This is a genomic window from Luteimonas sp. WGS1318, from assembly GCF_043187535.1.
GTDB lineage: Bacteria > Pseudomonadota > Gammaproteobacteria > Xanthomonadales > Xanthomonadaceae > Luteimonas.
The window spans coordinates 576014-601856 of the sequence record NZ_CP171131.1 but is presented as its reverse complement, the minus strand read 5'-3'; the positions used below and the strand labels follow the sequence as shown (position 1 = coordinate 601856).

The 25843-nt window shown below is 67.5% G+C and carries 35 protein-coding genes; 13 read left to right on the top strand and 22 right to left on the bottom strand.

The genetic code is table 11. The features are described 5' to 3' along the window. Positions 1-40: 40 nt before the first annotated feature. Positions 41-628, bottom strand: coding sequence for a hypothetical protein (locus tag ACF3M1_RS02690; protein WP_394003696.1), 588 nt, complete (start codon positions 626-628; stop codon positions 41-43). 204 nt (positions 629-832) lie between these two features. On the opposite strand from ACF3M1_RS02690, the gene ACF3M1_RS02685 reads away from it, so the two are divergent. Beyond that, positions 833-1072 carry a hypothetical protein gene (locus tag ACF3M1_RS02685; protein ID WP_394003694.1) on the top strand — a complete coding sequence of 80 codons (240 nt, stop codon included), beginning with the start codon at positions 833-835 and terminating at the stop codon, positions 1070-1072. After that, entirely contained in the window at positions 1041-1193 is a 153-nt protein-coding gene (locus ACF3M1_RS02680; protein ID WP_394003692.1) for an RcnB family protein, read from the top strand. The genes ACF3M1_RS02685 and ACF3M1_RS02680 overlap by 32 nt, the downstream gene beginning before the upstream one ends. Positions 1194-1261: 68 nt before the next feature. Here ACF3M1_RS02680 and ACF3M1_RS02675 read toward each other — a convergent pair whose 3' ends face one another. Further along, a complete protein-coding gene (locus ACF3M1_RS02675) occupies positions 1262-2326 on the bottom strand; it encodes an SDR family oxidoreductase (RefSeq protein WP_394003690.1) in 1065 nt (354 codons plus the stop codon). Between the two features lie 71 nt (positions 2327-2397). On the opposite strand from ACF3M1_RS02675, the gene ACF3M1_RS02670 reads away from it, so the two are divergent. Both ACF3M1_RS02670 and ACF3M1_RS02665 read left to right on the top strand, forming a co-directional pair. Then, the gene (locus ACF3M1_RS02670; RefSeq protein WP_394003688.1) at positions 2398-2799 is read left to right on the top strand and encodes a winged helix-turn-helix transcriptional regulator; all 402 of its coding nucleotides are present in this window, start codon (positions 2398-2400) and stop codon (positions 2797-2799) included. A gap of 73 nt (positions 2800-2872) precedes the next feature. Next, positions 2873-3106: a hypothetical protein gene (locus tag ACF3M1_RS02665; protein ID WP_394003686.1), complete on the top strand. Its 234-nt coding sequence runs from the start codon at positions 2873-2875 to the stop codon at positions 3104-3106. A gap of 136 nt (positions 3107-3242) precedes the next feature. Here the strand turns inward: ACF3M1_RS02665 and ACF3M1_RS02660 are convergent, their stop codons facing one another. The 3 genes from ACF3M1_RS02660 to ACF3M1_RS02650 form a co-directional block, all read right to left on the bottom strand. Next, complete coding sequence (locus ACF3M1_RS02660) at positions 3243-3614, bottom strand: hypothetical protein (protein ID WP_394003684.1); 372 nt, start codon at positions 3612-3614, stop codon at positions 3243-3245. 239 nt (positions 3615-3853) lie between these two features. Further along, entirely contained in the window at positions 3854-4291 is a 438-nt protein-coding gene (alaE, locus tag ACF3M1_RS02655) for an L-alanine exporter AlaE (RefSeq protein ID WP_394003682.1), read from the bottom strand. A 188-nt stretch (positions 4292-4479) separates the two neighbouring features. Beyond that, positions 4480-4632: a hypothetical protein gene (locus ACF3M1_RS02650; protein WP_394003680.1), complete on the bottom strand. Its 153-nt coding sequence runs from the start codon at positions 4630-4632 to the stop codon at positions 4480-4482. A 383-nt stretch (positions 4633-5015) separates the two neighbouring features. Here ACF3M1_RS02650 and ACF3M1_RS02645 point away from each other — a divergent pair, with 383 nt between their 5' ends. From ACF3M1_RS02645 to ACF3M1_RS02635, 3 genes are all read left to right on the top strand, one after another. Next, positions 5016-5225 carry a cold-shock protein gene (locus ACF3M1_RS02645; RefSeq protein ID WP_394003678.1) on the top strand — a complete coding sequence of 70 codons (210 nt, stop codon included), beginning with the start codon at positions 5016-5018 and terminating at the stop codon, positions 5223-5225. Positions 5226-5385: 160 nt separating this feature from the next. Next, positions 5386-5637: a hypothetical protein gene (locus tag ACF3M1_RS02640; protein WP_394003676.1), complete on the top strand. Its 252-nt coding sequence runs from the start codon at positions 5386-5388 to the stop codon at positions 5635-5637. Between the two features lie 373 nt (positions 5638-6010). After that, positions 6011-6724, top strand: coding sequence for a pseudouridine synthase (locus tag ACF3M1_RS02635; protein WP_394003674.1), 714 nt, complete (start codon positions 6011-6013; stop codon positions 6722-6724). Between the two features lie 54 nt (positions 6725-6778). Here the strand turns inward: ACF3M1_RS02635 and ACF3M1_RS02630 are convergent, their stop codons facing one another. The 5 genes from ACF3M1_RS02630 to ACF3M1_RS02610 all read right to left on the bottom strand — a co-directional run bounded on the left by ACF3M1_RS02630 (position 6779) and on the right by ACF3M1_RS02610 (position 9939). Further along, positions 6779-7390 (bottom strand): hypothetical protein, encoded by a 612-nt coding sequence (locus tag ACF3M1_RS02630; RefSeq protein ID WP_394003672.1) that lies wholly within the window; start codon positions 7388-7390, stop codon positions 6779-6781. 17 nt (positions 7391-7407) lie between these two features. Continuing rightward, positions 7408-7800 carry a VOC family protein gene (locus ACF3M1_RS02625; protein ID WP_394003670.1) on the bottom strand — a complete coding sequence of 131 codons (393 nt, stop codon included), beginning with the start codon at positions 7798-7800 and terminating at the stop codon, positions 7408-7410. A 35-nt stretch (positions 7801-7835) separates the two neighbouring features. Further along, the gene (locus ACF3M1_RS02620) at positions 7836-8657 is read right to left on the bottom strand and encodes a polysaccharide deacetylase family protein (RefSeq protein ID WP_394003668.1); all 822 of its coding nucleotides are present in this window, start codon (positions 8655-8657) and stop codon (positions 7836-7838) included. Between the two features lie 126 nt (positions 8658-8783). Next, positions 8784-9641 carry a hypothetical protein gene (locus ACF3M1_RS02615; RefSeq protein ID WP_394003666.1) on the bottom strand — a complete coding sequence of 286 codons (858 nt, stop codon included), beginning with the start codon at positions 9639-9641 and terminating at the stop codon, positions 8784-8786. A gap of 49 nt (positions 9642-9690) precedes the next feature. Continuing rightward, positions 9691-9939, bottom strand: coding sequence for a hypothetical protein (locus ACF3M1_RS02610; protein WP_394003664.1), 249 nt, complete (start codon positions 9937-9939; stop codon positions 9691-9693). A gap of 199 nt (positions 9940-10138) precedes the next feature. Here ACF3M1_RS02610 and ACF3M1_RS02605 point away from each other — a divergent pair, with 199 nt between their 5' ends. Beyond that, the gene (locus ACF3M1_RS02605; RefSeq protein ID WP_394003662.1) at positions 10139-10507 is read left to right on the top strand and encodes a response regulator; all 369 of its coding nucleotides are present in this window, start codon (positions 10139-10141) and stop codon (positions 10505-10507) included. 38 nt (positions 10508-10545) lie between these two features. Then, the gene (locus ACF3M1_RS02600; RefSeq protein WP_394003660.1) at positions 10546-11403 is read left to right on the top strand and encodes a chemotaxis protein CheX; all 858 of its coding nucleotides are present in this window, start codon (positions 10546-10548) and stop codon (positions 11401-11403) included. Positions 11404-11443: 40 nt separating this feature from the next. On the opposite strand, the gene ACF3M1_RS02595 is transcribed toward ACF3M1_RS02600, so the two are convergent. After that, entirely contained in the window at positions 11444-12478 is a 1035-nt protein-coding gene (locus ACF3M1_RS02595) for a DUF2059 domain-containing protein (protein WP_394003658.1), read from the bottom strand. A 245-nt stretch (positions 12479-12723) separates the two neighbouring features. On the opposite strand from ACF3M1_RS02595, the gene ACF3M1_RS02590 reads away from it, so the two are divergent. Continuing rightward, positions 12724-13185, top strand: a complete 462-nt coding sequence (locus ACF3M1_RS02590; protein WP_394003656.1) for a hypothetical protein — start codon at positions 12724-12726, stop codon at positions 13183-13185. A gap of 289 nt (positions 13186-13474) precedes the next feature. Here the strand turns inward: ACF3M1_RS02590 and ACF3M1_RS02585 are convergent, their stop codons facing one another. Then, the gene (locus ACF3M1_RS02585) at positions 13475-14125 is read right to left on the bottom strand and encodes a BON domain-containing protein (RefSeq protein ID WP_394003654.1); all 651 of its coding nucleotides are present in this window, start codon (positions 14123-14125) and stop codon (positions 13475-13477) included. Positions 14126-14170: 45 nt separating this feature from the next. On the opposite strand from ACF3M1_RS02585, the gene ACF3M1_RS02580 reads away from it, so the two are divergent. Together ACF3M1_RS02580 and ACF3M1_RS02575 are read left to right on the top strand one after the other, a co-directional pair. Continuing rightward, a complete protein-coding gene (locus ACF3M1_RS02580) occupies positions 14171-14875 on the top strand; it encodes a hypothetical protein (protein ID WP_394003652.1) in 705 nt (234 codons plus the stop codon). 106 nt (positions 14876-14981) lie between these two features. Further along, positions 14982-15170 carry a hypothetical protein gene (locus tag ACF3M1_RS02575; protein WP_394003650.1) on the top strand — a complete coding sequence of 63 codons (189 nt, stop codon included), beginning with the start codon at positions 14982-14984 and terminating at the stop codon, positions 15168-15170. A gap of 112 nt (positions 15171-15282) precedes the next feature. On the opposite strand, the gene ACF3M1_RS02570 is transcribed toward ACF3M1_RS02575, so the two are convergent. From ACF3M1_RS02570 to ACF3M1_RS02550, 5 genes are all read right to left on the bottom strand, one after another. Then, positions 15283-16224: a hypothetical protein gene (locus ACF3M1_RS02570; RefSeq protein WP_394003648.1), complete on the bottom strand. Its 942-nt coding sequence runs from the start codon at positions 16222-16224 to the stop codon at positions 15283-15285. A 156-nt stretch (positions 16225-16380) separates the two neighbouring features. Continuing rightward, entirely contained in the window at positions 16381-17403 is a 1023-nt protein-coding gene (locus ACF3M1_RS02565) for a sulfite exporter TauE/SafE family protein (protein WP_394003646.1), read from the bottom strand. 214 nt (positions 17404-17617) lie between these two features. Then, on the bottom strand, positions 17618-17971 hold the full coding sequence (locus tag ACF3M1_RS02560) for an FKBP-type peptidyl-prolyl cis-trans isomerase (RefSeq protein WP_394003644.1): 354 nt from the start codon (positions 17969-17971) through the stop codon (positions 17618-17620). A 163-nt stretch (positions 17972-18134) separates the two neighbouring features. Then, entirely contained in the window at positions 18135-18809 is a 675-nt protein-coding gene (locus ACF3M1_RS02555; RefSeq protein ID WP_394003642.1) for a hypothetical protein, read from the bottom strand. Positions 18810-18873: 64 nt separating this feature from the next. Beyond that, entirely contained in the window at positions 18874-19590 is a 717-nt protein-coding gene (locus ACF3M1_RS02550; RefSeq protein WP_394003640.1) for a hypothetical protein, read from the bottom strand. Positions 19591-19863: 273 nt separating this feature from the next. Between ACF3M1_RS02550 and ACF3M1_RS02545 the strand changes: the two genes are divergently transcribed. Then, a complete protein-coding gene (locus ACF3M1_RS02545; protein ID WP_394003638.1) occupies positions 19864-20052 on the top strand; it encodes a hypothetical protein in 189 nt (62 codons plus the stop codon). A gap of 194 nt (positions 20053-20246) precedes the next feature. Here ACF3M1_RS02545 and ACF3M1_RS02540 read toward each other — a convergent pair whose 3' ends face one another. The 5 genes from ACF3M1_RS02540 to ACF3M1_RS02520 all read right to left on the bottom strand — a co-directional run bounded on the left by ACF3M1_RS02540 (position 20247) and on the right by ACF3M1_RS02520 (position 25686). Continuing rightward, positions 20247-20750, bottom strand: coding sequence for a hypothetical protein (locus ACF3M1_RS02540; RefSeq protein WP_394003636.1), 504 nt, complete (start codon positions 20748-20750; stop codon positions 20247-20249). 174 nt (positions 20751-20924) lie between these two features. Beyond that, positions 20925-21560, bottom strand: a complete 636-nt coding sequence (locus ACF3M1_RS02535) for a hypothetical protein (RefSeq protein ID WP_394003634.1) — start codon at positions 21558-21560, stop codon at positions 20925-20927. A gap of 273 nt (positions 21561-21833) precedes the next feature. Next, positions 21834-22616 (bottom strand): NrdJb, encoded by a 783-nt coding sequence (locus tag ACF3M1_RS02530; RefSeq protein ID WP_394005153.1) that lies wholly within the window; start codon positions 22614-22616, stop codon positions 21834-21836. 104 nt (positions 22617-22720) lie between these two features. After that, complete coding sequence (locus ACF3M1_RS02525) at positions 22721-23395, bottom strand: hypothetical protein (protein WP_394003632.1); 675 nt, start codon at positions 23393-23395, stop codon at positions 22721-22723. Positions 23396-23535: 140 nt separating this feature from the next. After that, on the bottom strand, positions 23536-25686 hold the full coding sequence (locus ACF3M1_RS02520; RefSeq protein WP_394003630.1) for an adenosylcobalamin-dependent ribonucleoside-diphosphate reductase: 2151 nt from the start codon (positions 25684-25686) through the stop codon (positions 23536-23538). Positions 25687-25843 lie beyond the last annotated feature (157 nt).

The window sequence follows — 25843 nt, the reverse complement described above, 5'->3', positions numbered from 1 at the left end:
GATTCTGACACGCGTGCGTGGCCCGCACCCGCGGGCGTGCTCAGTCCACCCAGCCCCACGGCGCCTCGGGTGCCGGCACCGGCCGGGTGAGATCGAAATCGACCTGGAAGCCGCGCTCGGTGCCCACCCGGTTGGCTGCATAGACGAAGCGCGTCCCCGGATGGACCTCGACCAGCCACGCGCTGCGCAGGCCACTGCCGGGAATCACCGCACGCGTCTGCGCATCGGCGGGAAACATCTGCGTGTCGGCACTGCCGGCGTTGCTGGTCGTGCCGCCGTACATCGTCACCGTATCGGGCGTGCCGTCGGCATGCCGATGGTCGTGCTTGAGCTCGATGCCGTCCGGCGTGCGGGTGAACACCCAGGTGCGCGACCGGTCCGCATCGACCACCAGCGGAATCCGCACGCGGTCGTCGCTGCAGTCGCGCACGTGCATCACCACGCGCTTGTCGCGGAAGGTGTCGTCGCCGTCGGGCGCGCGCACCAGCGTGCCGACGTAGGCCTTGCCACACAGCGCCTGCAACTGCTGCCACCAGTCGTCGGCATCCCCGGTGGAGGCGGCGGCGCCGGTCATGCCGGCCGTGGCGAGCAGGCCGGCACCGATGGCGCGGATCAGGGGCTGGGCCATCGTCGGCTCCATCGAAGAACGGCCTTGCACTGTAACAAGCGCCTTTCCAGACACGCCGCCGCACGCCGCCGATGCCGCGTCCGCCCGCGATCCGCCCAGGGGTGTGACCCGCCCTCTGACCATGCGCAACGCCGGGCGCCACGTCAGGCCGGCTTCACCGCCGCGGCGCTACGGTGCGCGCTCTCTCTGCTGCAGGCGATCGCCATGTCCACAGTGCATCCGAATCGCGGGATGACGCTGGTGTTGTTGAGCACCGCGCTCGGCCTGGCCCTGGCCAGCACGTCGGCGCTCGCCGATCCGCCGCCGCATGCGCGCGGCAAGGGCCCGCCGGCACACGCGGGCGGCCCGCATCGCGCCCAGGCCGCGCCGCTGGGCTGGCAGAAACAGGCCTGGCGCAAGGGCGCGCCTGCCTGTGGCGGAACTCGACGGATACTGGGTCGGTGATTACGGCCGCCATCAGCTGGCCGCGCCGCCGCCCGGCCACCGCTGGGTGCGGCAGGAGGACGACCGGTACCTGCTGGTGACCGCAGCGACCGGGATCATCGTCGACATCCTGACGCGCTGACGCGTCCGCCCGCGGGGCCTGATCCAGGCCGCGCGGGCGATCGGGCCTCATGCGCGATGCCGCGCGTCTCAGGGAATGAAGCGCTGCGCGCGCAGCGTGTGGAACAGGTCGAAGAACGCATCGTCGCTCGCCTGATAGCCGTCGAAGCCCAGACGGCGGCTCCTGGACATGTCGGTGACGACCTCCAGCGGCCTGCCCAGATCGGCATCGGTATGCCACGGCGAGATCAGTCGCGCGATGTCCGCCTCGACCAGAGCGTGCTCGGCCGCGAGTCGCGCCCACACCGGCCCGTCGTCCGCCATCTGCTGCACGAGCGGTGCCATCTCGCCGGTGAATTCCTCGGCTTCGAGATCGAACCAGCCGGCGATGCGTTCCCACATCCAGCGCCAGCGGAACACGTCGCCATTGACGACGTTGAACGCCTGGTCGGCAGCGGCCGGCGTGCGCACCGTCCACAGCAGATGGCGGGCGAGCTGGCGCGCGTCGGTCATGTCGGTCAGGCCGCTCCACTGTGCGGCCGATCCGGGAAAGCGGAACGGCCGGCCGGTGGCCTTGCACAGCGAGGCGTACACCGCGAGCGTCGTGCCCATGTTCATCGCGTTGCCCACTGCCGCGCCGATCACCGTGTGCGGGCGATGCACGCTCCAGTGGAAGCCGTCACGCGCCGCGGCGGCGAAGACCTCGTCTTCCTGCGCGTAGTAGAAATTCTCCACGTCCAGCCGCGGCTGCGTCTCGCGGAACGGCGTCTGTGGCAGCACGCCCTGCCCGTAGGCTTCGAACGGCCCGAGGTAATGCTTCAGCCCGGTCACCAGCGCGACATGACGCACCGAACCGGCCGGCCGCAGGGCATCGAGCAGGTGGCGCACCATCGCCGCGTTGACGCGGATGTTCTCGGCCTCCGTGGCCTGGCGCGACCAGGTGGTGATGAAGACGTGGCTCGGTGCGAGGCCGGCCAGCGCGTCACGTGTGGCCTGCGCGTCGCCGAGATCGGCGGAGACCGCCTGCACGCCGGCGGGCAGGCCGTCGGGGCGTCGCGCCAGTCCCTGCACCGCCCAGCCCGCGTCCTGCAGTTGCGTCACCAGCGCACCACCGACGATCCCGGTCGCACCGACCACCAGAGCCTGTTGGGTCACAATCGCACCTCGTATCGAAGAACCGGCGCCCACCTTAGGAAGCCGGTACGTCCGCAGGAAGAAGGCACCAAATGGTGACCACACCCGACGATTCAGCCCGCATCGACGACGACTGGCGCGAAGACTGCGCGCCGCGCCGCGTGCTGGACCTGTTCAGTACAAAATGGACCTCGATGGTCCTGCACACGCTGTGGGCCCGGCATGCCGGGCAGGCGCGCAGCGGCGCCCTGCACCGCAGCCTCCCCGGCCTGTCGCGCAAGATGCTGACGCAGACGCTGCGCGAACTCGAGGACATCGGCGCCGTCGCGCGCACCGTGCATCCGACGGTGCCGCCCGCGGTGGACTACGCGCTCACGCCGCTGGGCCTGCGGCTGGTCGAACCGATCGAGCTGGTCTACGACTGGGGTCGCCGCAACGCCCACGTGCTCGACACGCTGCCGCCGCGCCCGACCTCGCGCCGTCGCCCCCGCTGACGCGAGGCCTGCGGCCATGACGCGCCGTCCACGGTGCCGCTCTACATTGCAGGCTTCGACGGACGAGCTGCCCATGACCATCAACGAAGCCACCACGGCCGCGCTGCGCGACCTGGACACCAGCCTGTGCACCTACGGCATGTCCGAAGGCGACCGGCTGAAGAAAATCGCCGCGCTGGCCAACATGGCCGTCCGCCTGCGGGAAAGTGCGCCTCCGCATGAGCGGGACTGGATCAACGAGGCCCTGCACGCCCTCGCGCAGAAGCATCAGGTGCCCGACGAGTGCGTGCTGCCGCACAGCGACTGAGACGGCGCGGGCGGCCCCGTGCGGGCGTCGCGCACCGGCCACGATGTCCATCGCACACAGCGGGCGCGACCTGAGCCACGCAGCGTCAGGTCGAGAATCAACTCGCCGCCGGCACCGGAACGCTTTGCCTCGCCCCTCAAGGTGTCGACGGTGGCCGGGTCGCGTTCCAGTTGAACAGGAAATCGCGATGCTCGGCCCAGGTCTGCCCGGCGGCAGCACCGTCGGTGGCGCAGACGGCGGTGTGGTACGGGCCCTCGCCATCCGACGTGCGGAAGCTCGCGCACAGCCGGCCGCGGTCCCGCTTCCAGCGGCCGGCCTCGATCTCGCTGCCGTAGAAGCGTCCGGTCACGGTGCCGTCGGCTTCCAAGGCCAGCTGCATCGGCCGGGTGTACGGCTCTCCCGGCCGCGTGGAGAGATCGACGACCCAGTCGCCGTCGAGCGGGGTGTCGGACGCCAGCACGGGCGGGGCCCCGAGCACGGCGAGCAGAAGACAGGCGGGCAATCGCATGGACGACTCCTGGGCGCGGTCGGGGCGACGGGCGGTGCAGGCCGCAGCGTACATCCCGCGCGCGGCGACCACATGTGCCCCATCGACCCTGGCGCGGGCCGGGTCTGGCGCCGCCACGACGGTGGCCGTGGCGTCCCGAAGCGTCCACCTGGACGCGTCACCAGGTCGGCGTCTCACAGCGGGCAGTCGGGCATGCGCGCCGCGCCCGCAACGCATCGACGCCTCCGATCGCAGGCAGGTCAGTCCTGCAGGCTCATCGGCTTCACACCGCCCGGTGGCAGGCCGAAGCGTGCTCGCACCCAGTTGAGAAAGGCGCCGTAAGGGCGCCCCGAGACCAGCATGATCGCGGTCGCGCCGAGAATGCCGAACACCAAACCGCGCCCGGATGCGCCACTGATCGCGATGATCACGGCGTAGATCGGCACCTGGAACGTGACCAGCGCGAGGCTGTCCCAGAGCAGGCGCGAGCGCCGTGTCGGCGCGGCCCGGCGCATCAGGCAGTCGCGCCAGACCCCATACGGGCGCGCGACCGGAATCATCAGCGCCGCGCCGAGCAGGCGCGCATGCAGCACCTCGTTCCAGTCCATGCCGGATACGACGCGTTCGTTCAAGACGCCGGTGACCGTGAAGAACAGCACGAGCGCGGTCGTATCCGCGACGAAGGCGCGCAGCCGCAACCGCCGATCCGTTCCGGTGTCACCCATGCGCACGGCGCGACGCCCGCGGCGGCTTCAGGCGCACGGCCTGCCGAGAACGCCGAATCGTCACGGCCGACGATGTCCCGATCGAGCCCGGTGACGTCATCGCCACGCCCGCGGTCATCGCGTTCGTCAACGCGTTGCGCCCACGCACAGGCTGCGGGCCATCAACCGTTACGGTGACCGCCCTGGCGCTCTTCGGCGCGGTCGCCCTCCTCATCGCTGGAGAGCTTGTCGGGGCGCTCATTCTCGTCCGCCTTCGGCGGCGTTTTTTCCTGTTGCGATTTCCGGATGCTGTCCGGCGTCTGCGGAACGCCCATGCGGTGTCTCCATCTCGGCGGGATTGCGGCGTCGCCAGCCTGCGCGTGGGCGGGTCAAGCAGCCGTGCACGCGCCGTCGTGCGTGTCGCACCATCGCGCACGACACGCGCCTCGAACATCGCGCGCACGGCGCTGCGTCGGTCGCCGCGGTGTTTATTTCGTCGATTTCGCCGGTGCGGACCGAAAGTAGGGTATGGTGTTCGCACTGTTCAAAGCGGGATCACGGTACATCGTGGCTCCGATGCGGTTGATCACAGGTTCCAGGGTCGAATTCGACCTTTCCAGACGATCCGCTCCATCGCTTCGCGTTACCCCTTGCTCGATACAGTCCCGGCACCGCATTCGCGGGCCGTGTTTCCTCAACTGATCCAAGGAGTAACACCATGTCTGATCGTCAGACCGGCACCGTCAAGTGGTTCAACGACGCCAAGGGCTTCGGCTTCATCACCCCGCAGAGCGGCGACGACCTGTTCGTCCATTTCCGTTCGATCCAGGGCAGCGGCTTCAAGTCGCTCCAGGAAGGCCAGCAGGTCTCCTTCAAGGTTGCGCAGGGCCAGAAGGGCCTGCAGGCTGAAGAAGTCCAGGCCGAGTAAGTCCGACTCGTTCGGCATCGCGTCCGCGATACCAGAGACCCCGGGTGGCAACGCCCGGGGTCTTTTGCTGTGTGCGGTGCACCGGTGCGACCGACGCAGGCGCGGTCCGCACGCTTCGGCCACACTCCCACTCCGCACGATCCCCAGTGAGACACACACGATGCGCGACCCGTCGACGATCGCCGTGGGCGAGCTCTATCAGGGCATCCGCCACGAACACTGGCAGGGCAAGACCTACCGGCAGTTCTGGACGTGGTTCAACGGCCGCTGCATCGAGATCGTCGGCGCTGCGGATGCCGCCGACCTCGACGCCCTCGGCATCGAACTGCTGAGCGTGCGCGACGCGATCGAGGACGGCGGCTACATGGTGCCGTCCGACCGGCTGGACGACGTGATCGACGCGCCGGCGTAACCGCCTCAGGCGTCCTCCCGCGGCGCAATCGACGCACTGCGAGCGCATCGACGGTCGGCCATCAGGGCCACTGAGCGCACACGCCGGACACGCGCGATGCGCTTCAGAGCGTACGCGCGGGATGCCCCATCCGGTTCGCGGGCGTCGCACGCAGCACGCGGCGCGCTGCGTGCATACGCGCAACGCCCTTCGCCCGGCTGGCGCACGCGATTCACGTCGAGCACCGGGTCGACGCAAGCTCCCCGCCGGGCCAATGCCCTTGGCAGCCGGACCGCCCGCGGCACGCCGGGGCAGCCGACGCGCCGCACGTGACCCGCGCGGACACGATCTGCCAGACTGCGCGCCTTCCACGAGTTCCCCGACGCACGCGCCCATGCGCCTGAACAAGCACATCAGCGACACCGGCACCTGTTCGCGACGCGAGGCCGACCGCCTCATCGCCGAAGGCCGGGTCACCGTCAACGGCATCCGCGCACGCGTGGGGTCGGAAGTCGGCGACGGCGACACCGTCATGATCGACGGCCAGGCGCTGCAGACGCGCACCGCCGCACCCGGCAAGCGACGCCACGTCTACATCGCGCTGCACAAGCCAGTGGGTGTGACCTGCACCACCGAGGCGTCGGTGAAGGGCAACATCGTCGACTTCGTCGACCATCGCGAACGCATCTTTCCGATCGGCCGCCTCGACAAGGATTCCGAAGGCCTGATCCTGCTGACCAGCAACGGCGACATCGTCAACGCGATCCTGCGCGCCGAGAACAAGCTGGAGAAGGAATACCTGGTCACCGTGAACCACGCGGTCAGTCAGGAGATCCTGCGCGGCATGTCGCGCGGCGTACCGATCCACGGCCAGACCACCCTGCCCTGCCGCACCAGCCCGCTGGGCAAGTTCGGCTTCCGCATCATTCTGGTCCAGGGCCTCAACCGGCAGATCCGGCTGATGGCGGCGCACTTCAAGCTGCGCGTGAAACAGCTGATCCGCGTGCGCATCGGCCCGGTCAAGCTGGCGCATCTCAAGCCCGGCCAGTGGCGCAACCTCACCGACGCCGAGCTGCGCGCCTTGCTGCCGGGGCAGACTACGTTCTGATCGACGGCGTCGCGTGCGACACGGGCGCTTTCGACCAACGGCGCGGTCTCGCCCTCAATCGTGATCGATGAGGACCTCGACCCGGATCGCATTCGACCGCGCGCCCAGATATTCGGCATGGATCTCGAGCGTGGTCGGCGCGGAATACAGGTCCGGCAGGTGATCGTCGATGCGGTAGATGAAGCGCCGGCTGATCGCGGACCCGTGCGGGGCCTGCAGGTTGAAATCGTCCTCGGACACGCTGTCCAGGGGCGGAGGCGCCATCTGCACCGAGATGCCGCGACGCGCCAGGTTCCATCCGCCATCGACGTGGGATGTGGTCCGGACGCTGCCGTCGCGCAGGTCGCGCACGACGAAGGTCAGCCGCTTCTCGAAGTTGAACCACGTCGCGTACTGCGTGCCCGGCGGCGTGTCGATCGACACCGTGCCCTCGACGACCAGATCACCGAACCAGGCTTCGACCGGGCCGTCCCCGTGCGTCCAGGGCGAGCGCGCAACGACCTGTTTGCGGAACGTCGCCGCGGCGGGACCTTCGATGACGAAGGACTGCACCGCCGCCGAGGTGGACGCCTGCGGGCGTGTATCACCCATCGCCGAGGGCTCCATGGCGCCGGATACGCAGCCGGTCGAGATCGCGGCGATGATGATCGCGAACAGTCGGCGCATGCGGTCGGCCCGGGCGCTCAGACCGGCCGATGGATCGCACAGAGTTTGTTGCCATCGGGATCGCGCACATAGGCCAGATGCAGCGCGCCCATCGGGCTTTCGCGCGGACCGGGCGGCTGCTCGATCGACACTCCGCCCGCGGCGACCGCAGCGTCGTGGAACTGCTGCACCTGCTCGGGCGACACGCACTTGAAGCCGAACGTGTGGCCATTGCCCGGCGTCGCCGGCGCATCGTCGATCGGTTCGCTCACGCAGAACGTGCTGCCGGCGTGGCGGTAGAACAGGCGTCGATGTCCGGAGGCGGCCTGGTTCTCCAGCGGCGCGCCGGCGCCCAGCACGCCGAGCACGGCGTCGTAGAACCGTTTCGAGCGTGCGATGTCGTTGCTGCCGACCATGACGTGATTGAGCATGTCGTCGTTCTCCCCGTGAGCTGGACTGCCGTCGATTATGGCGCCGCCGCGCGCTCCACATCGCGCACCCAGCGCATCTGCTCGCGGAAGGTCGCGGTCCAGTAGCGGTCGCGGTGCGCGGCCAGGAACGCGAGCAGGGCTTCGTGCGCCTCACGGGAGACCGCCAGATGATCGCCGCCGATGCCGTGGAAGGTGAAGTTCACCATCGTGCCCTGACGGCCTGCCGCTTCGACCAGCGCGATCAGTTCAGCGCCGGTGCTGCCCTGCGGCACCGCGACCGGCACCGCATGGCGGTCGAGCGTGCGCATGTCCGGCACGACGGCGCCCGCACCGAGCTTGATGCCGAGCATGTGCGGCGCCAGGCCCGAAACGTAGTCGCCATCGCCGGCGTTGCGATCCCCGCAGGGCACCGTGAACGTGAACTCGGTGCTGCCGTCGATCGCGTGCAGCATCGTGTTCGCCAGCAGTACCTCGGCCTGCACGTGCGCCACCGTCATCGTGTCCAGATCCTGTGCCGGCGACACCCAGCTTCGGTCGGCGCCCTGCGCGCTGCAGGCATGGAACAGGGTGTGGTTGCCGAGCTCGTGCCCGCGGCGCGCGGCGGCGCGCCAGTCGGCCAGCCGCGTGCGCACGGTGTCGGCCGACATCACGAGATAGAAGCTGCCGTGCAGGCCATGCCGGTCGAGCGCCGGAATCGCGGTGTCGAGATGCGTCGGCAGCGCATCGTCGTAGGCGAGGCTCACCGCGGCCCGTGCGCCGCCGGGCCAGGGATACGGTGCGGGCGCGTGGTCGTCGGCCACAACCGCCGCCGCCGCGAGGCACAGGCACAGACCAAGCAGCAGGCGAGGCGTCGTCATCGTGCGCGCTCCGGTGAGGTCGAAGCGGATGACGATACCCGGCGCGCCGGGGCCGCGTGCGATGTCCTGGACGTCGGCGCGCGCATCGGCCTGTCCAGGTCCGACCGCGCGCATCGCGACGTCCCGTCAGCCCGCAGGCAGCGTGCGCAGGAACGTCGCCACGTACACCACCGCGCCGTCCCGGCTGGTCACCATCATCGCCGGATCGGAGAACGCGGCCTGGAACCGCGGATCCGCCATCAACCGTGCGAACAGCGCCTGCGCGTTCGCGTGCGGGGCGTCGGTGCCGAGGCCCGGCAACGCCGTCGCGGTGATCGTGCAGACCGTATCGCTGCACCGCAGTGGCGCGAGTTCCAGTCCGTTGTAGCCCGCGCCGTACTCGTGGAGAAATGCCGCGAGCTGCGCCTCGGCCGCGTCCGCCGATACCGCCTCGCGCGCATCGTGCTCGAGCAGCGTGTACCGGTCGTCGAAATCGGTGTTGTGCAGCCGCACCCCGGCGATCACATCCGCGATGCGGCGCTCGCCGGCGGCGGAGAGTGGTCTCGGGCCTGCGGTAGCGAGGCCGCGTGCCGATTTTGCGGACGAAGGTGGTTGCAGATCGCCGGCAACGCGCGGCGCGGCAGTGGGCGCATCGACGGCCACCGCGCCATCACGCAGCACGTCGGCAGTCGCCGGCGCGTCGGATGAGGCACGCGCGCGACCGGCACTCGGGGAGGTGCCCGAATCTGCCACGCCAGCGTGCGGCGTAGCCGCATGGGTCACGCCCGGACCCGCCTCGCGCGCACGCTCGCTGCGTACGCCGAGCCAATAGCCGGACAGCGCACCGACCGCCAGGGCCAGGAGCAGGGACAGGACGATCACTGGACGACGCATTGGCGGCTCCCGTGCAATCCGTGCAGGTGAGGTCGCCGCAGCATAACCGCGGTGGGTAAAGCCATGAGCCGCAACACGCGTCGCGGACCGGGCCCGCGCGATCGACGGCATTCGACCGGGCGCGGTTGCCGCGTGCCGGGCGAGCCGCCCGGACTGCCGCTCAGGCGCCGTCGCGTTTTTCCAGCAGTTCGCTGGCCAGCTTGTCCGCGGCCACCCGGTGCTGCAGCGACTTGCACAGCGCGATGCCGGCGTGGGTCAGCCGCAAGCCATCCTCGTCGTCCTCGATCAGCGCGCTCTCGATCAGGCGCCGCTTGATCTCGGCCTCGACCAGCACCGAAGTGCTGTTCTGGCTGATCTGCTGCAACACATCGAGCAGGGCCAGATCCTCCAACGGGATGGGGTCCATCATGGAAGTCACCTCGGAGAAGGACGCCAGTATAGGCGCGCCCGGCGCATGCAACGGGTCCCCTTGGACGGTCCCTGACCGCCCTCCGGAACCCGGCGCCAGCCCCCGGATGCCCCTGGCGTGGGCGCCCTCAAGAATCCCCCCGCCCGGCCGCTAGAGCAAGACGGCCTGCGGGCGCCCACCCTTCGATCAGGAGACTTCCATGAGCGTACGACCGACGGTCCTGCTGTGCGACGACTCGCGCGCACTGCGCATGCTCGCTGCCGGCCAGCTGGGCGAAGCCGGCTTCGACGTCGTCGGCGAAGCCGGCAACGGCCGTGAAGCGGTGAGCCAGTACCAGGCGCTGCGTCCCGACCTCGTGCTGCTGGACCTCGTGATGCCCGAGTGCGACGGCAAGAAGGCGCTGGCCCGCATCCTCGAGCTCGATCCACAGGCGCGGGTGGTGATCCTCAGCTCGCTCGGCGCGCAGAGCGACATCGAGGCCTGTCTGCGCCTCGGCGCACGTTCGTACCTGCAGAAGCCCATCGACCCCGAGGTGATGGAACGCGTGCTCCACCAGGTGCTCGCCTGAGCGGCGACCCGTCCCACTTTTTGCGTAGAGGGCACACGATGGCAGCAAAATTCCTCGGCCAGTTCCTGCTGGAGCGTGGCGTGATCACCGCACCCCAGTTGCTGGCCGCAATCGAGGCGCAGCGCGCGTCCAATCCGTTGCTCGGCGAGCTGGCCATGCGCAAGGGCTGGCTCGACGCCGCCCAGGCGCGCCGCATCCAGCAGCGCCAGCGCGTGGAAGACCGCCGTTTCGGCGACATCGCGCTGGAGATGGGCGCACTCGACCAGGACCGGCTCGATGCCCTGCTCGAAGCGCAGAAAGCCGGCCGCAAGATGCTCGGCCAGGTGCTGGTCGAACAGGGCGCACTCGACGCCCGGCAGTTGGAGGCGGAAATCGCCCTGCACCGCGCCGACCAGGAACAGGCCCGGCATGCGCTCGAAAGCGTGGTCGCCGGTCATCCGGTGGGCAGCCTCGCCACTCACGCGATCGATCTGTGCGCGCGGCTGTTTCCGCGCATGCTCGGCAGCCAGTGCCTGCCGGCCGAAGTGCTGCCGCCCGACGAGCTCGACACCTGGCCGTGCGTGGCCCACGTGCGCATCGAGGGTGACCGCCCGTTCGGCATCGGCCTCGCCACCGACCTGGCCGGCGCACGCGCTCTCGCCTGCGCCCTGCTCGGCATCACCGAGGACCTGTGCGACGACGCGCTCGCACTCGACGCGCTGGGTGAAATGGTCAACGTGCTGATGGGCTATCTGGTCCGCGACGTGATGGCGGACGACGACGTGGCCTACCGCGCACTGCCGCCGGACATGTCGGTGCCCGCCGCCACGCTGGCCGCCGACCGCGAGCGCAGCCTGGCGATCGGCATGGGCTCACAGCTGGGCGCGTTCGTGCTGCTGGTGGATCGTCCGGCCTGAGGCCGGCGTGGAGGGCCCGCGACCGGGCCCTCGATCGGCGTCAACGAAACAGGCTGTTGAGGTCGTCGGCGAAGCGCAGGGTGGTCAAGGTCCAGCCGGCTTCGCTGCGGTACCAGAGAAACAGCCAAACCGTGGCGTAACGCTCGTGGCGATGCAGGTAGACGTTGCGCATCAGTGCGCCGCCTACCGAATCGTTGGTCAGCAGCACGTGTTCCACGCTGCGGCCGTAATTCGCCGTCACGAGTGCCGACTGCGTATCGAATTGCGTCGCAAGCGTTTCGAACGCCTCCGGCGGCAGCACCGAATACGGCGCGGCCATCGCGAGGGCCGCGCGCACATCGCCAGCCACGATGGCATGCATCATGCGGTCCGACAGGCGCACCGCATCGTCGCCCGACTCAAGGGCCGCGCTGGCGGCGATACGCGGGACAACGCCGGCGGCAGGCGCAGCATCGCCGCCGGCCGCGAGCTGCTGGATTCCTTCCTCGAACGTCGCATACGCGACGGCCGGATCCACGATCGGCTTCAATACGCGATCGACCGCGACGTTGCCCGCCTGGCTGGCGGCCTCGAAGCGACGCCCCAGATCGGAGCGATAGAACGCGATCAGCGCATCGAGTTCGTGCGCATCCAGGCCGTCCGTCAGTGCTTGCGCGTAGGCATGCGCCGCCGGCGCCATGTCGAATGCGCAAGCCGACGTGAGCATGTCCACGTACAGCGCGCGGGCCGTGTCCCAGCGTGGATCCGACGGCTGAATCTCCGCGAACAGTGCAGGGCTATCCGCGGCCTGCTGCTCGACGTCGGTGGCCTCCGCCTTCTCGACACACGTCGCCTGCACCGAGCGCATGGCGCGATGAAAGCCCATCTCATCCAGCAACGTCTGCGAACGCCCGGCGTCATTCGCGGCCGCAATCTGCGCGCATGCCATCAATGCGAACACCCACTTCATTCTGCCCCCCATTCCCTTCCCCCGTTCGTGATGTGTAGGCCTAGCCGGATCGCTTCGACCGATATCGGATCGGCCGTCTGAGAGATCGTGCCCAGCAGGGCCCGTATGGGGCAGCGCGTCCGCCATGCCGAATATGGTCCAGGCATCGCCTGCGACGCACACCCTTGTCCGCTTCCCCGAGCCGTGCGGCGTGCTGCACCCGAGTGTAGCGTCAAGGTGGCTTTGCGCCTTCGCTCATCCGTCGATGCCGACGCATTCGAATGCCTCGCACGACCGCCCGACAGTTGAATCCGCGACGATCACCACGCATGTGTCCGGGACCGGCGTCATTGCCCGTTGAAAGAAGACATCTTCCCGAAACGGACATCACGATGAAGCTGCAGGTTCTGTTGGGCGTGACCGCATGTGTGGCGATGGCCGCGTGTTCGCCGGCATCGAATACCTCCGCGGCGGTCGCGAGTGCGCAGCCGCGCACTGCACCGGCGCCACCGCCGTCGGGCGAGCGCATGACCTACGTCGTCGGCTGCGTGCACTGCCACCACCAGTTGCCGAAGCAGATCATGAACGCGCCGAGCCTGATGGTCGCGCAGACGTACTCGTTGCCGGAATTCAGGACCTTGCTGCGCACAGGCGTCACGCGTGACGGGCGCGACCTCTATGCACTCGACAGCGCGATGGGCTTCACCGCGCGCGAGCAGCTCGCCTATCTGAAGGACGACGAAGTCGCGGCGATCCACCGCTTCCTGCACGAATCCTGGAACGCCGAACGCGTGGCTGTCGAGGAAGCGAAGATTCAGCAGATGCCCGGCCCGCCTGCAGGCCCGGGCGGGTGACCAGCGCGGGCGGCTTGCCGTTGCGCATCGGCTGAAGGTGTTGCGCACGTCTAAAGGCAATGCGCGTCGCGATTGCTTATCGCCAGCGATCACGCGCATCTGCGACGCCGTACAAAAACCGCAACGCCGCTGCGCACATTTCAGCCCAGCGTTCTGACGCGATGCGCCTGCACGCGCCGAACCCATCGGCACAAAAAATGCCGCACACCGGGAGGTGTGCGGCATCTGTGACGTTCGCCTGATCGCGCGGGCCCAGCCGGCATCGGCTGCGGACCCGCTGCGAGGGGAATCAGCGGTTGGCGCCGACCGTCAGAGCGGTGGTGCGCACGTCGGTCACGCCTTCGATCTCGCGTGCGATGCGGGTGGCTTCGGTGATCTGCATCTGCTGATCCACCTGGCCCGTCAGCGTCACGACGCCATTGACCGTCTCCACTTCGATGTCGAGGCCCGACACGTCGGAGTCGGCCAGCAGTGAGGACTTCACCTTGGTGGTGATCCAGGTATCGGTACCCGGCTGTTCCGAATCCGGGCCGTCCATCGTGTTGTCGGTACGCGCCATGTCGTTGGCCGGCATCGTGTCGGTGGTGGCAACCGGCGGCGCGGTCACAGCAGGATCGTTCGGCTGCATGGCGCGGTCATCGGCGGTGCGATCGTTCGAGCAACCGACGGCGAACGCCAGCACCGAGGACATGGCGATGGCGAGCGGAATACGTGTGATGTTCGAGGTCATGTAAGTCTCCAGCGGCTGGTGTGTGGGCGGAGTCTGTCCTGTCACGTGCCCACGCCGCGTGACGCGGCACACTACGCGCAGCATGAATACGTACGCGCGTTCATCGACGCGAACGGCAGGTGATGTCGTCGTGTGCATGCCGCAACGGGCCTCGCGCCAGCGTGCGCTCGCGCACGCCGCGCTCGCATGGCGGTGGTCGAGCGCGCACATGCCCGTTAGTCTCGATGCACATGTTTTCCCATGCAAGGACGCTCCATGCGCCACGTCACCTCCATCGCATGCGTTGGCCTCGCGCTGCTGAGCGCCGGGATCGCCAATGCAGCGAGTCCCCGCGTCACGCCGGTGGCCTGCGACACCTGCACCTCGGAGGACGCGTTCCGTCAAGCCGCGCTCGCGTCCGGTCAGGGGCGCGTGCTCGTCTACAACCTGCCTGCGAACACGCTGTCGTCCTGGCGCAGGACGCGCGCGGACGCGTCGGAACCCACGCTCGTTGAAGTCGAGTCCGATCCTGCCGCCGTGCGCGAACTGGACGCCGCCCATCATGTGTATAAGGCGGCGGGCGGCACGCTGCGACCGGTCGTGGCCGTGCAGGTATCGGCACTCGGCGTGCACGCCTTCATTGCAGAGCGGACCGCGCACGACCTGGTCGCCGACGTCAACATGCAAGGCATGCTGGCCTCTGCGGCAGGCGACGAACATCTCATCGCGCGCACCGCCGATCCGGCCCTCGTCGAGGCCCTCAGGCCCCTGTGGTGGGCCCGCGCTTCGGACCTCGGCCTGCGCGCGCAATCGGCGCTGGTCTATCGCGTGACGTTCCACGACGGCAGCACAGCGGAGTTCGAGAACGCGCCCGGCACCTCGATCGCGCGCTATCGCGTGGGTTCCGCCATCGCCGCCGACGGGCGCGCCCTCGCGGATGCGGACAGCGGGGATGCACGACAGACGGGAACGCGCGAGTGACCGATGAGCACGGCTGCGCCGCCCGGGGATGCAACGCCGCGAATGTGACGGCAACGAGGGCGCGTTCCCCACGCGCGGATGGAATCACCCGCCAGGCACGAACCGCATGGACGTCCTGACCGCGATCGACCCCGCCTGGGCACTGATCGCCGTGGTGCCCCTGATGGCGCTCGTCTTCGGGTTGGTCTTCCTGCGCGGCAGGCCCGGCGCGCGAACGCCGCTGCGCTGGATGGCGCTGGGCGTCGCCGTACTCGTGCTGATGGCGATTGCCGCCTCGGCGACGCTGGGATCGTGAGCAGTCGCACTGTGGCGCAGCGTGGGTCTTATAGACCGGCGATCAGATCGAGCGCGTCGCTCGGCGCGCTAACCGCCATCGGCTGGAACCGCGCCTCAGCCTTGTCCCATCGCTAACGATCGACCTCAACCGGCTCGGGCACTTGCCACAGCCCGGGCACCGGCGCCCAGTCGCCCTCGCCCAGCACCGCCTCGACCAGATGCTCGAGCGGATAGCCCAGCGTGTCGAGCGCAGCGGCACGGCCGGCGTCCTGGCGATCGGCAGCGGCGGCGAACGCGCGGAAGGCGGCCTCGTCCTCGCGCGCGGCCAGCACCGTGATCGCGCGCGCCAGATCGTAGGCCAGCTCGACGCCCTCGCCCGCGGTATGGAACGCTGCGCCCGACCAGAACGTCTGGATCGTCGTCGCGTTCCACCATTCCGCGTGGCGCGCAGCCATCTCGTCGGGGCGATACAGCGCCAACCGCGGATCGGCCAGCCGCGGCAGCAGCGTGCGTTCCACGTTCACCGCGAAGCCTTCGTGCAACCAGTCCGGCATCGGCAGATGTGCGAGCAGCGCGTGGGTGAGTTCGTGGACGACCACGGCTTCGAGCTCATCCAGCCCGTCGTGCCAGCTCGCGAAATGCCCGTAGCCGGCGTTGATGAAGACGCCGCTCGACATCGGCGCATCCTCGCCGGCCGGCTGGTACTCCGACAGATAGGCGTAGTAATCGTCCTGACTGGCGAACACCAGCACCACGTGGCGGCCGTAGCCGGCATCGTGGGCCAGCGGCCCGAGGCTGGCGCGGATGGCCCGCAACGCCTGCGTGCAACTGCGCAGCACCAGCGCCGCCTCGCGCGGCGGCTGCGCCGACAGCAGCAGGAAATCGGCGGTGCCGGTCAGCCGGTACTCGGCGGGCAACGCCGCGGCCAGGGCATCCAGCCAGGTGCGGGCCGCAGCGTCGAAGTAGTCGTGCGCCCACGCATCGTCGACGTCGGGTGGAATCGCCGCGTCCATGGCCGGCCAGTCCGGCACCGGCAACGTCGTATCGGCGCGCCAGTGCATCACGACAGGCATGCGCGTGTCCGCGTCGTCTACCGGGTTGGGCGCCTGCGGCGCCGCCCGCTTCGTTCCGAACAACCAGCCGAGCATCTGTGTCTTCCCTGATTTCCCAAGCGGCAGCATCACTGCGCCATGCACCTGATCGCCTCAGGCGGCACCGTCAGGCCAGCATCACGGCAGCGACAACGCCGCCTGCCGCCGGCGATGCGCGCCCACCATGCCCATCACCTTCGCGAACACCAGCAGCAATACGACGGTGAAGCCGAACGACCACAGCGTCTTCTCCCACGTGGGACGCACGAGGTTGAAGTACGCAAGCTGGCCCAGATTGAGCACCACGATGCCGCGGAGCATCCATTCGTGGGGAATGCGGCGCAGCACCGCACTGCCCAGCGGCGCCATGATCAGGACGACGGGGGCGGCGCACAGCCAGGTCTGCACCTGGAACGCGGTGAGCTCGCCCTGCACCAGCCCGCGCCAGGCGTAGCCGAGCACGCTCAGGCTCGCCATCAGCATGATGCTCATCTCCGTGGCGCGCTTTTCCTTCAATGCGAACCGCGTGACCAGCAGCGTGTACAGCAGGATGTCGGCACCGGTGCCGAACAGGCTGGCGCACAGGCCGCCCAGCAGCAGCACCCCAACCGTGACCGCATGATCGCGTGGCTTCGCGCCCGCCACCGCCTCGGCGTAGCCGCGATGCGGGCTGCGCAGATAGACCAGTGCGAATGCGGCGATCAAGCTCAGGAACAGCGCCTGGATCACCGGCACGCGCACGCCCTGCAGCGTCGCCATGCCGAGGATGAAGCCGAGGAATGCCACCGGCACCCACCACAGCAGCGGCAGGAAATCGGCCAGGCGCGAGTCCTTGCGCGACAGGATCAGCAGGCTGGCGCTGGTCATGCCGATGGACTGCACCATCAGGCTGAAATCGCGCGCCAGCACGCGGTCCACGCTGAGGAAGATGCTGAGCACCGGAAAGGCGACAGCGCCGCCGCCCTCCGGTGTGGCGCCGGCCACGAACGCGCCCACCACCATCGTGGCCGGGTAGTACCAGTGCGCCGCCAGAAACGGAAGGCTGCTGTAGGTGTAGAACAACGCCAGCAGCGTGACGCCGGCCACGCCCAGCCACAGCGGGAAGATCAGCCGCCGACGCGGCAACAGCGACCGCAGCGGCGGCATTCGGAAACGGGACATCGGTATCCAGCGATCAGGTGACGGTAGGCCGATTGTCCGCAATTCCCCGGACGTATGGCACAGCCGTCACCGTGCGCGCGCTACCGGCGTCGCCTGCGCCACCGCAGATCCGGCACGGCCCGTACCGCAGCGCCGCGCGGCGCACGGCGCCTGGCACTCAAGCTGCGCGAAGACGTGGACCCGGGTGCCTAAGTTCCCGCGTGCGCTTGCGACCTCAGGCCCCCAGCAGTTCCACGTCGAACTTCAGCGTGGCGTTGGGCGGAATCACGCCACCGGCTCCGCGTGCGCCGTAGCCCAGAGCGGCGGGGATGATCAGCGTGCGCTGGCCGCCTTCCTTCATGCCCTGCACGCCCTCGTCCCAGCCCTTGATGACCATGCCGCCGCCCAGCGGAAAGATGAAGGGCTCGTCGCGGTCCTTGCTGGAATCGAACTTCGCGCCCTGCACGCCGTTCTCGTACAGCCAGCCGGTGTAGTGCACGGTCACGTTGCGGCCCGGCTTGGCCTCGGCGCCGGTGCCGACGACGGTGTCTTCGTACTGCAGGCCGGACGGGGTGGTGTTGAAGGGCATGGCGGAATCCTTGTCGAATGCGGAAGCGAGGCGCGCAGTTTAGCGGGCGGGTTGGGGTACGGCCCGAAACGCTCTGATCGGCGGTCCGACCCGCCTCGTCGTTCCCGCCTGCATCCCCCGCTCTACCTCAGAAGCGAGCTGCCCTCCTTATTCGAACTCGCGCTCAAGGCCGCGCGGCGGCTCCCGGCCACTCCGGCAACGGCACCTCGCGAGCGCGCATCACGCCGTCGCGCACCATCCGGTACGCGTCCTCGATCAGGATGCCCTCGGAACACCAGACCTGACCGCGTGCGATACGCAGATGTGGCAGCGTTCCGGCCTCGTACGAAGCGCGCATACGCGTCGGGAGCTCCGACTCACGTGCCACGGGCTGCGGAAACCGCAGCGCCTTGAGTTCCGGCGAGGGCGGGCCATCGGGGTCGAACCGGATATCGCCACATGACGCCCACTGTTTGTCGGCAGTCCGATGCATCGGGATTGCCTGGTACTTGTGCAACCAGGGCGCGTCGTCCATCGCGACGAACAGGAGTGCGTACCGGAACCGGCCGAACGGCGGAAATCCGTAATGGTCGGCCACGTCGAACTCGAGCGTCGCGCCCTCTTCCGCGCCGACGATGCTCTGCACCACGCGATACCGGGCCTTGAACAGCTCATCCATCGTGATGCAGGTGCGCTCCCCGGTCTCAGATGCGGCCGCTCGGCATGGATCCGGCATCGGACGAATCGAAATACGCTCTCCGACGAATACGGCGGTGTCGAGTTCCCGCGCCGACCCGTCGGGCGTGGCGGTGGAGCAGACGAAGGCGGTGACCAGCGTCAGAAGCCACTTGTTTCGCACGGCGGAATCCCTCCTGGTGTGCAGCAACGACCTCAATGCTTACCTGTGCGCGCCCGCCCGCGCATCAGTTTTCAGGCACGCCGCTCGTGCGGTGCGCCGGCAGGCCAACTACCGCGCTTGGTTGTTTGCCTTGGACGACCAACGCTTCGTCGAGCAGGTCGCCATAGAACTGCAACCGCCTGCGGAACTCGGCGCCGGCCCAGCCGATCACCCAGAGGATCGCAGCCATGATCGCGAAGAACGACATCCAGCCAGGCAATGCCAGCAGGTCTCGCCAGTTGCGCAGCACGACGAATAGCGACACCAGCAATGGCAGCAGACCGAGCCGCTCGACACCACCGATCAGCATGATCAGCCGCGAACCCAGGCGCTCGTAGGCCATCCGCGCAGCGCGCGCCTGCGCTTCCAACTGATCCTTTGGATACGCGGCAAGACGAGTCGCCAGCGCACGGAACTCGTCGACATCATGGTCGACCTGTGCGATCAGCCCCTGCCGATGCGCGCGGAACTCGCGCCACAGCACGAAGACGTTGCGCACGAAGCCCGGGGCGAATCCGATCACCATGACGATCAGACCGGCCTTCGACATCCAGACCATCCACTGCGCAGGTGCGAACCACTGGATCAACAGCGACGGCAGCAAACCCAGCACTGCACCCACAACGCCTATCAGCGTCCAAGGGCGAATCCACTGTGGCGTGTTGAGCGTCGCGACCGGCCCCTCGGGCATGGCCTCGATCTGGGCGTCCAGCAACGCAAATGTCAGGGGTGCCTGTTCCATGGCCTCGTCTCGCCTCTCAGTTCAAACAACCAAAATAAGTGAACCTGACCCCGTTATCGGCGCTTTTGGAAAGTGCTTCAACTAAAAAATCGGCTCGACAAGCTTGGCGCAGCTACTTGGCCTTCGCTGATCTTCGCTATGGATACGCGACAAGTGAACCTAGTAAGGCTATTCCGTCTCAGCCGCATCCAGATAAATTCACCTAACCCCGTTATCGCAGTCGCTGGCGGTGTGATAGATCTGACCCACAACGTAGAGCCCGTGGAGTAAGAGATGATCGACCCCCGTGGAATGACCTTGAGCCAGCTGATCGCGGAACTCAGGGAGCTGGAAGAACGCTATCCGAACGCTAGGGTCCAAGTGATTCCCGGTGGCCGGGAGGTGGCGGGAGTCCACTATCCATTGCCTGTTGCCGATGCTGACTACCACGTCATCCCGCTCTGGGCGCCGCCGCCGCAGTAGAAGGCGCAGCGCCCGGCGCGACATCGCTGCCGCCCAGCCGCCGGCGAGTTCGAAGGCGTCCTGCCAGGCCTGCCCGATGTCAGGCTGGCAGTTGAGATCGGTCCCCCCTCAGGGAGTGTGCTCAGATTTGAGCGGACGGGCTGTCCCCAGAAGTGGGGGGGTCGGCCGAAAACTCGGCCGGCCCGCAGCTCGGCTTACGTCCAGTCGCCAACTGAGGCGATGACGTCGGTAGAGCGAGAGTCGTCATTGCAAACGAGTCTCCACTCCGAGATCTGAAGACCGACTCCGGAGGGAGCGTGTTCAACGATGTTCCAATCAGAGACCCTCACGTGCTGGATCTCGGGAAAGCCTTGGACCACACCTTGCACGACGATGAAGGCGCCGCCTTCTGCCAGGAGCAGATGGCCTTTAGTCCAATTGTGCTCGACTGCCACCAAAGGCGTTTTTAGCTCAATACCGAGTTGGCCGACTGGGCGCATCAGAGCAGCTGTGGTCGCGCGTACGGTGAATTCCTGAAAGGAAAAGGCATCGACGCCGGTGAGCCAAAGAACCGTGCCCGAGCCGTCCGCATTGTCCTCGTGTCGCACGACCATGCCGACCGCCACTTCGCCGGCCGTGCGGGTCGACTTCCAGAAGAGTCCGCCGTTCGGGACGGAGGTGAGGACTTGGCTCTGAAAATCTTCGGGTGCAGCGATCATCCTGATCCTCCAGACAAGTGGCATCGCTCGGGATTGAGCGGCGTCCAGTTCCACTGAGAATGCCGACACTTGGTCAGTGGCAGCAAGACCTGTGCCGGCGACCAGAGGCCGGCTCGAGCGGCTGGACATCTTGGCGATAAGTGAACCTGGCACCGTTAGCCCGCTAAGGGGGGGTTAGCTGCCGCCTACCAGCACCTGCTTCACGCTAGGCGGAAGCTGAATGAAATCGGCGAACTCTTGGGCGTTTTCATTGAAGATCGCGCAGGCTTGGTCCACCGGCACCTCTGATTCACTAGCCACCTCTCGCATGTCCCGCTCAATAGCCTTCATGAGCTCTGCGCCAACGTGTTTGAGCAGAATTTTTGGATCCAAGCCAGCGCTTGCGTAGACAGCACTGGCGTTCGCGTATTCCATCGCTTTGCTCTCTTCGAACGCCCGCACAAATGGAGCGAGGTCGACATTGCGTTGCGCGCAGTAGTCAGCTCGAACTTCGGTGTTGAGGAAGTAGAACGCCCAGAATATATCTGCTGCGGTTCGGAGCTGTTGCTGATTCGATTGCGAGCTCATTTTCTTGGCGGCAACGTCGGACGCAACCCTTCTAAGTGCCTCGGCTGACGCGAGATCCGGATGCTCCTGAGCCGCTCGGGCACGCAGTCGTTCAACCTCACGCGAGACCTGGGCTGATGTGGGCGGAGAGACTTGAGCCGATGAGGCCACACGTGCCGCTTTCTGCTGCCCGAGTTCGCGCATCCCAAAGAAAGCGGCAAGCGCAACAATCAGGCTTAGTACACCCGTAGCAATCCTCTTCATTTCGATCCCCCAGTCCCCGACGCAGTCTAGCGGCGACCACCCTGGCTCGCATCAGCTTTGCACTCAGGAGCAGAGGGCTATTTCCCCCTCACACGGATACCGGATTTGCCCCATACGTACACAGCGCTTACAAAGCGTGTTTCCGCCGTGCGTTTAGGGCAAGAAAAAGGGCTGCGCTTGCGGCGCAACCCTTTGTTTTTATTTGCGGAGAGGGTGGGATTCGAACCCGCGGTAGGCTCACACCTACGCCTGATTTCGAGTCAGGCAGATCCATCACCCACACTTCGAATACCCACAATTCAAACACGTCGCACACCCATCCATCAGCACCAGCGCCTTCGTGCTGCACTTGTGGCACATGGTTGCGGACGGCGGAAAGCTCGCGCCGTCGCCGGTGACGGCGATATCTTCGGGGTGCGCGTCTGCACTGCCGGGCGCCTGGGGCGCCGGGCTCACATCAGCGTTTTTTTTTGAGCCTTCGCGCTGCTCGACCTGCTTGCGCTTCTCGGCGATCAGCGCCTTCTGAGCGTCGCTCATCTGCGGGTCGTGCATCATGCCGATGGACTTCAGGTGGTCCTCGACGATCATCCCCAGCTCGGCCACCAGCGACGGCATGTACACGCCGCCGGCCTTGAAGTAGCCGCCCTTGGGGTCGAACACGGCGCGCATTTCCTCCACCAGGAAGGTCACGTCGCCGCCCTTGCGGAACACGGCCGACATGATGCGCGTCAGCGCGACGATCCACTGGAAGTGCTCCATGGATTTGGAGTTGATGAAGATCTCGAACGGGCGGCGCTGCTCGTGCTCGGAGCCGGCGTTGAGCACGATGTCGTTGATGGTCACGTACATGGCGTGTTCCACCAGCGGGGATTTGATCTTGTAGGTGCTGCCGATCAGCACTTCGGGGCGCTCGATGCGCTCGTGCATGTGGATCACGTCGGCCTTGGGCAGCTCGGCCTCGACGGTCGCGCGCGGCACGGACTGGCCTTCGACGGCCGCGTCCTCCGGCTTGACGACGGCGTACCCGGTGATTTTGCGATCGATCTTGACGGCCATGACGTGTCCTGGTGTGCGGATGCGGTGTGTGGGTGAAAGGGGAAAGCCCATCCCCTCTCCCCAACCCCTCTCCCGCAAGGGGAGAGGGGCTAAAGCGGAGCGGATCAGCTGCGCTTGGCGGCGCCCTTCTTCGCGGCGACCGAACGCTTGGCGGTCTTCGCGGTCTTCTTGGCCACGCCCTTGCGGGCGGCGACGCTGCGCTTGGCCGTCGCGGTCTTGGCGGCGGCCTTCTTGGCGACCTTCTTCACCGCTTTCTTGGCGGTCTTCTTGGCGACGTTGACCTTGCGGGTGGTGGCGGCCTTCTTGCCGGCGGCGCTGCGGCTGGTGGTCTTCTTGGTGGCCGCCTTCTTGGTGGCGACCTTCTTCGTGGCGACCTTCTTGCTGGCGACCTTCTTCGTCGCGGCCTTCTTGCTCGCGGCCTTCTTCGCGGCGGCCTTCTTGGCCGGCGCCTTCTTGGCGGTGGTCTTGCCGGCGCCCTTCTTCTTCAGCGCGGCGATTTCGGCGGTGGCGGCCGACTTGGCGGCCTCGAGCTTCTTGCGCGCGGCGGAGACGCGGGTGCTGACGGCCTTGCTGGCCTTGGCAACGGTTTTGCTGGCCGTCTTGGAGACCTTGGTGGCGCGCTTGGTCACCGATTTCTCGGCGTTCTGCGCGGTCTTCTTCGCCGACTTCACGGCGGCGCTGGCGCGCTTCTTGACCGTGGCGACAATGTCCTTGGCGGTCTCGGCGATATCCTCGGCGGCATTGCTCAGGGTCTCCGTGACCCCGTTCCCGTTGCTCATGGTGGTGTCCTCGTCAGTGATCATGCGGAGCCCATTGCCCGCGGGCGAAATGTAGCGCGAAGAAAGTGCGTTGGTGCGAACCGATTGCAGCGGCCTGCGTGTTGCGACGGGGCCGGCGCGGCCCCGTGATGCACACGCGCTCAGAACTTGCCGTAGTAGCCCTCTTTGAGCGCGTCGAACAGATTGGCGGCGGTGTGCATCTCGCCGTCGTATTCGATCTGCTCATTGCCCTTGACCTCCAGCACCTCGCCGCCTTCGAGTTCGAAACGGTAGGTGGTGTTCTCCAGGTCCGATTCCTTGACCAGCACGCCCTGGAACGCGGCGGGGTTGAAGCGGAACGTGGTGCAGCCCTTGAGGCCCTGGCGGTAGGCGTAGGTGTAGATGTCCTTGAAGTCCGCGTAGGGGTAGTCGGTGGGCACGTTGGCGGTCTTGGAGATCGAGCTGTCCACCCAGCGCTGGGCGGCGGCCTGCACGTCGACGTGCGCCTTGGGCGTGATGTCGTCGGCGGCGATGAAGTAGTCCGGCAGCTGCGCGTCGGTGGCGTCGGAGTACGGCATGGCCTTCGGGTTCACCAGCTCGCGGTAGGCCAGCAGCTCGAACGAGAACACGTCCACCTTCTCCTTCGACTTCTTGCCCTCGCGGATGATGTTGCGGCTGTAGTGGTGCGCGAACGAGGGCTCGATGCCGTTGGAGGCGTTGTTGGCCAGGCTGAGGCTGATCGTGCCGGTGGGCGCGATCGAACTGTGGTGGGTGAAGCGCGCGCCGGTCTCGGTGAGCTGCTCGACGAGCTCCGGCGCCACCTCGGCGATCTTCTGCATGTAGCGCGAGTACTTGGCGTGCAGCACCTTGCCGGGAATCTCCTGGCCCACCGCCCAGCCGTCGGCGGCCATTTCGGGGCGCTTGCGCAGCATGGCGGCGGTGACGGTGAAGCGCTCTTCCATGATCGGCGCCGGGCCCTTTTCCTGGGCCAGGGCGAGGCCGGTTTCCCAGCCGGCGACGGCCATCTCGCGCGCGATGCGCTCGGTGAACTCGCAGCTGTCGGCTTCGCCGTACTTCATGCGCAGCATGGTCATCGTGCTGCCGAGGCCGAGGAAGCCCATGCCGTGGCGGCGCTTGCGCATGATCTCGTCGCGCTGCTGCTGCAGCGGCAGCCCGTTGACCTCGACCACGTTGTCGAGCATGCGGGTGAACACGCGCACGACTTCCTTGTATTCCTCCCAGTCGAAGCGCGCGCGCTCGGTGAACGGCTCGCGCACGAAGGTGGTGAGGTTGACCGAGCCCAGCAGGCAGGCACCGTAGGGCGGGAGTGGCTGCTCACCGCACGGGTTGGTCGCGCGGATGGTCTCGCACCACCAGTTGTTGTTCATCTCGTTGACCTTGTCGATCAGGATGAATCCCGGCTCGGCGTAGTCGTAGGTGGACACCATGATCATGTCCCACAGGTGCCGCGCGCGGACGGTGCCGTAGACCTTGCAGGCCACAAGGCCGTCGTCGCGGGTGACGTAGCCCGCGATCTGCGGCCACTCGCGCCAGACCACCTGGTCGACCTTGTCGAGATCCACCTCGTGGGCCTCGCTCTGCGCCAGCGGGAACACCAGCGGCCAGTCGGCGTCGCTGTCGACGGCCTGCATGAAGCCGTCGGTCACCAGCAGCGAGAGGTTGAACTGGCGCAGGCGGCCGTCCTCGCGCTTGGCGCGGATGAAGTCGCGCACGTCGGGATGGCTGACGTCGAAGGTGCCCATCTGCGCGCCGCGGCGGCCGCCGGCGCTGGACACCGTGAAACACATCTTGTCGTAGATATCCATGAAGGACATCGGGCCCGACGTGTATGCACCGGCGCCGGCGACGAACGCGCCGCGCGGGCGCAGCGTGGAGAATTCATAGCCGATGCCGCAACCGGCCTTCAGCGTGAGGCCGGCCTCGTGGACCTTCTCCAGGATGCCGTCCATCGAATCGCCGATGGTGCCCGAGACGGTGCAGTTGATCGTGCTGGTGGCGGGCTTGTGTTCGAGCGCGCCGGCGTTGGACGTGATGCGGCCGGCGGGAATCGCGCCGCGGCGCAGCGCCCAGAGGAAGCGCTCGTTCCAGTACTTCTGCTTCTCGGGCGTGGCCTCGGCCTCGGACAGCGCGCGCGCCACGCGCTGGTAGGTGCCGTCGATGTCGGCATCCACGGCGACGCCCTGCTTGGTCTTCAGGCGGTACTTCTTGTCCCAGATATCGGTCGATGCGGGCTGCATCGGAATCTGCGGACCGGTTTCGCGTTTCACCGCCTCGAGGCGCACCGTGCTCATGCTGTCGGAATCTCCGTGGTGGTCACCGCCGGGGATGCCGGCGGAAAGCTGTTCGTCTGTCAGGAATCGTGGCGGTGGCCGCCGGCGGCAAGGTCGATCGTGCGGATCATGCGCGGGTGCACCCGCGGCCTGCGGTTATGCACCCGGCGCGTGGAGC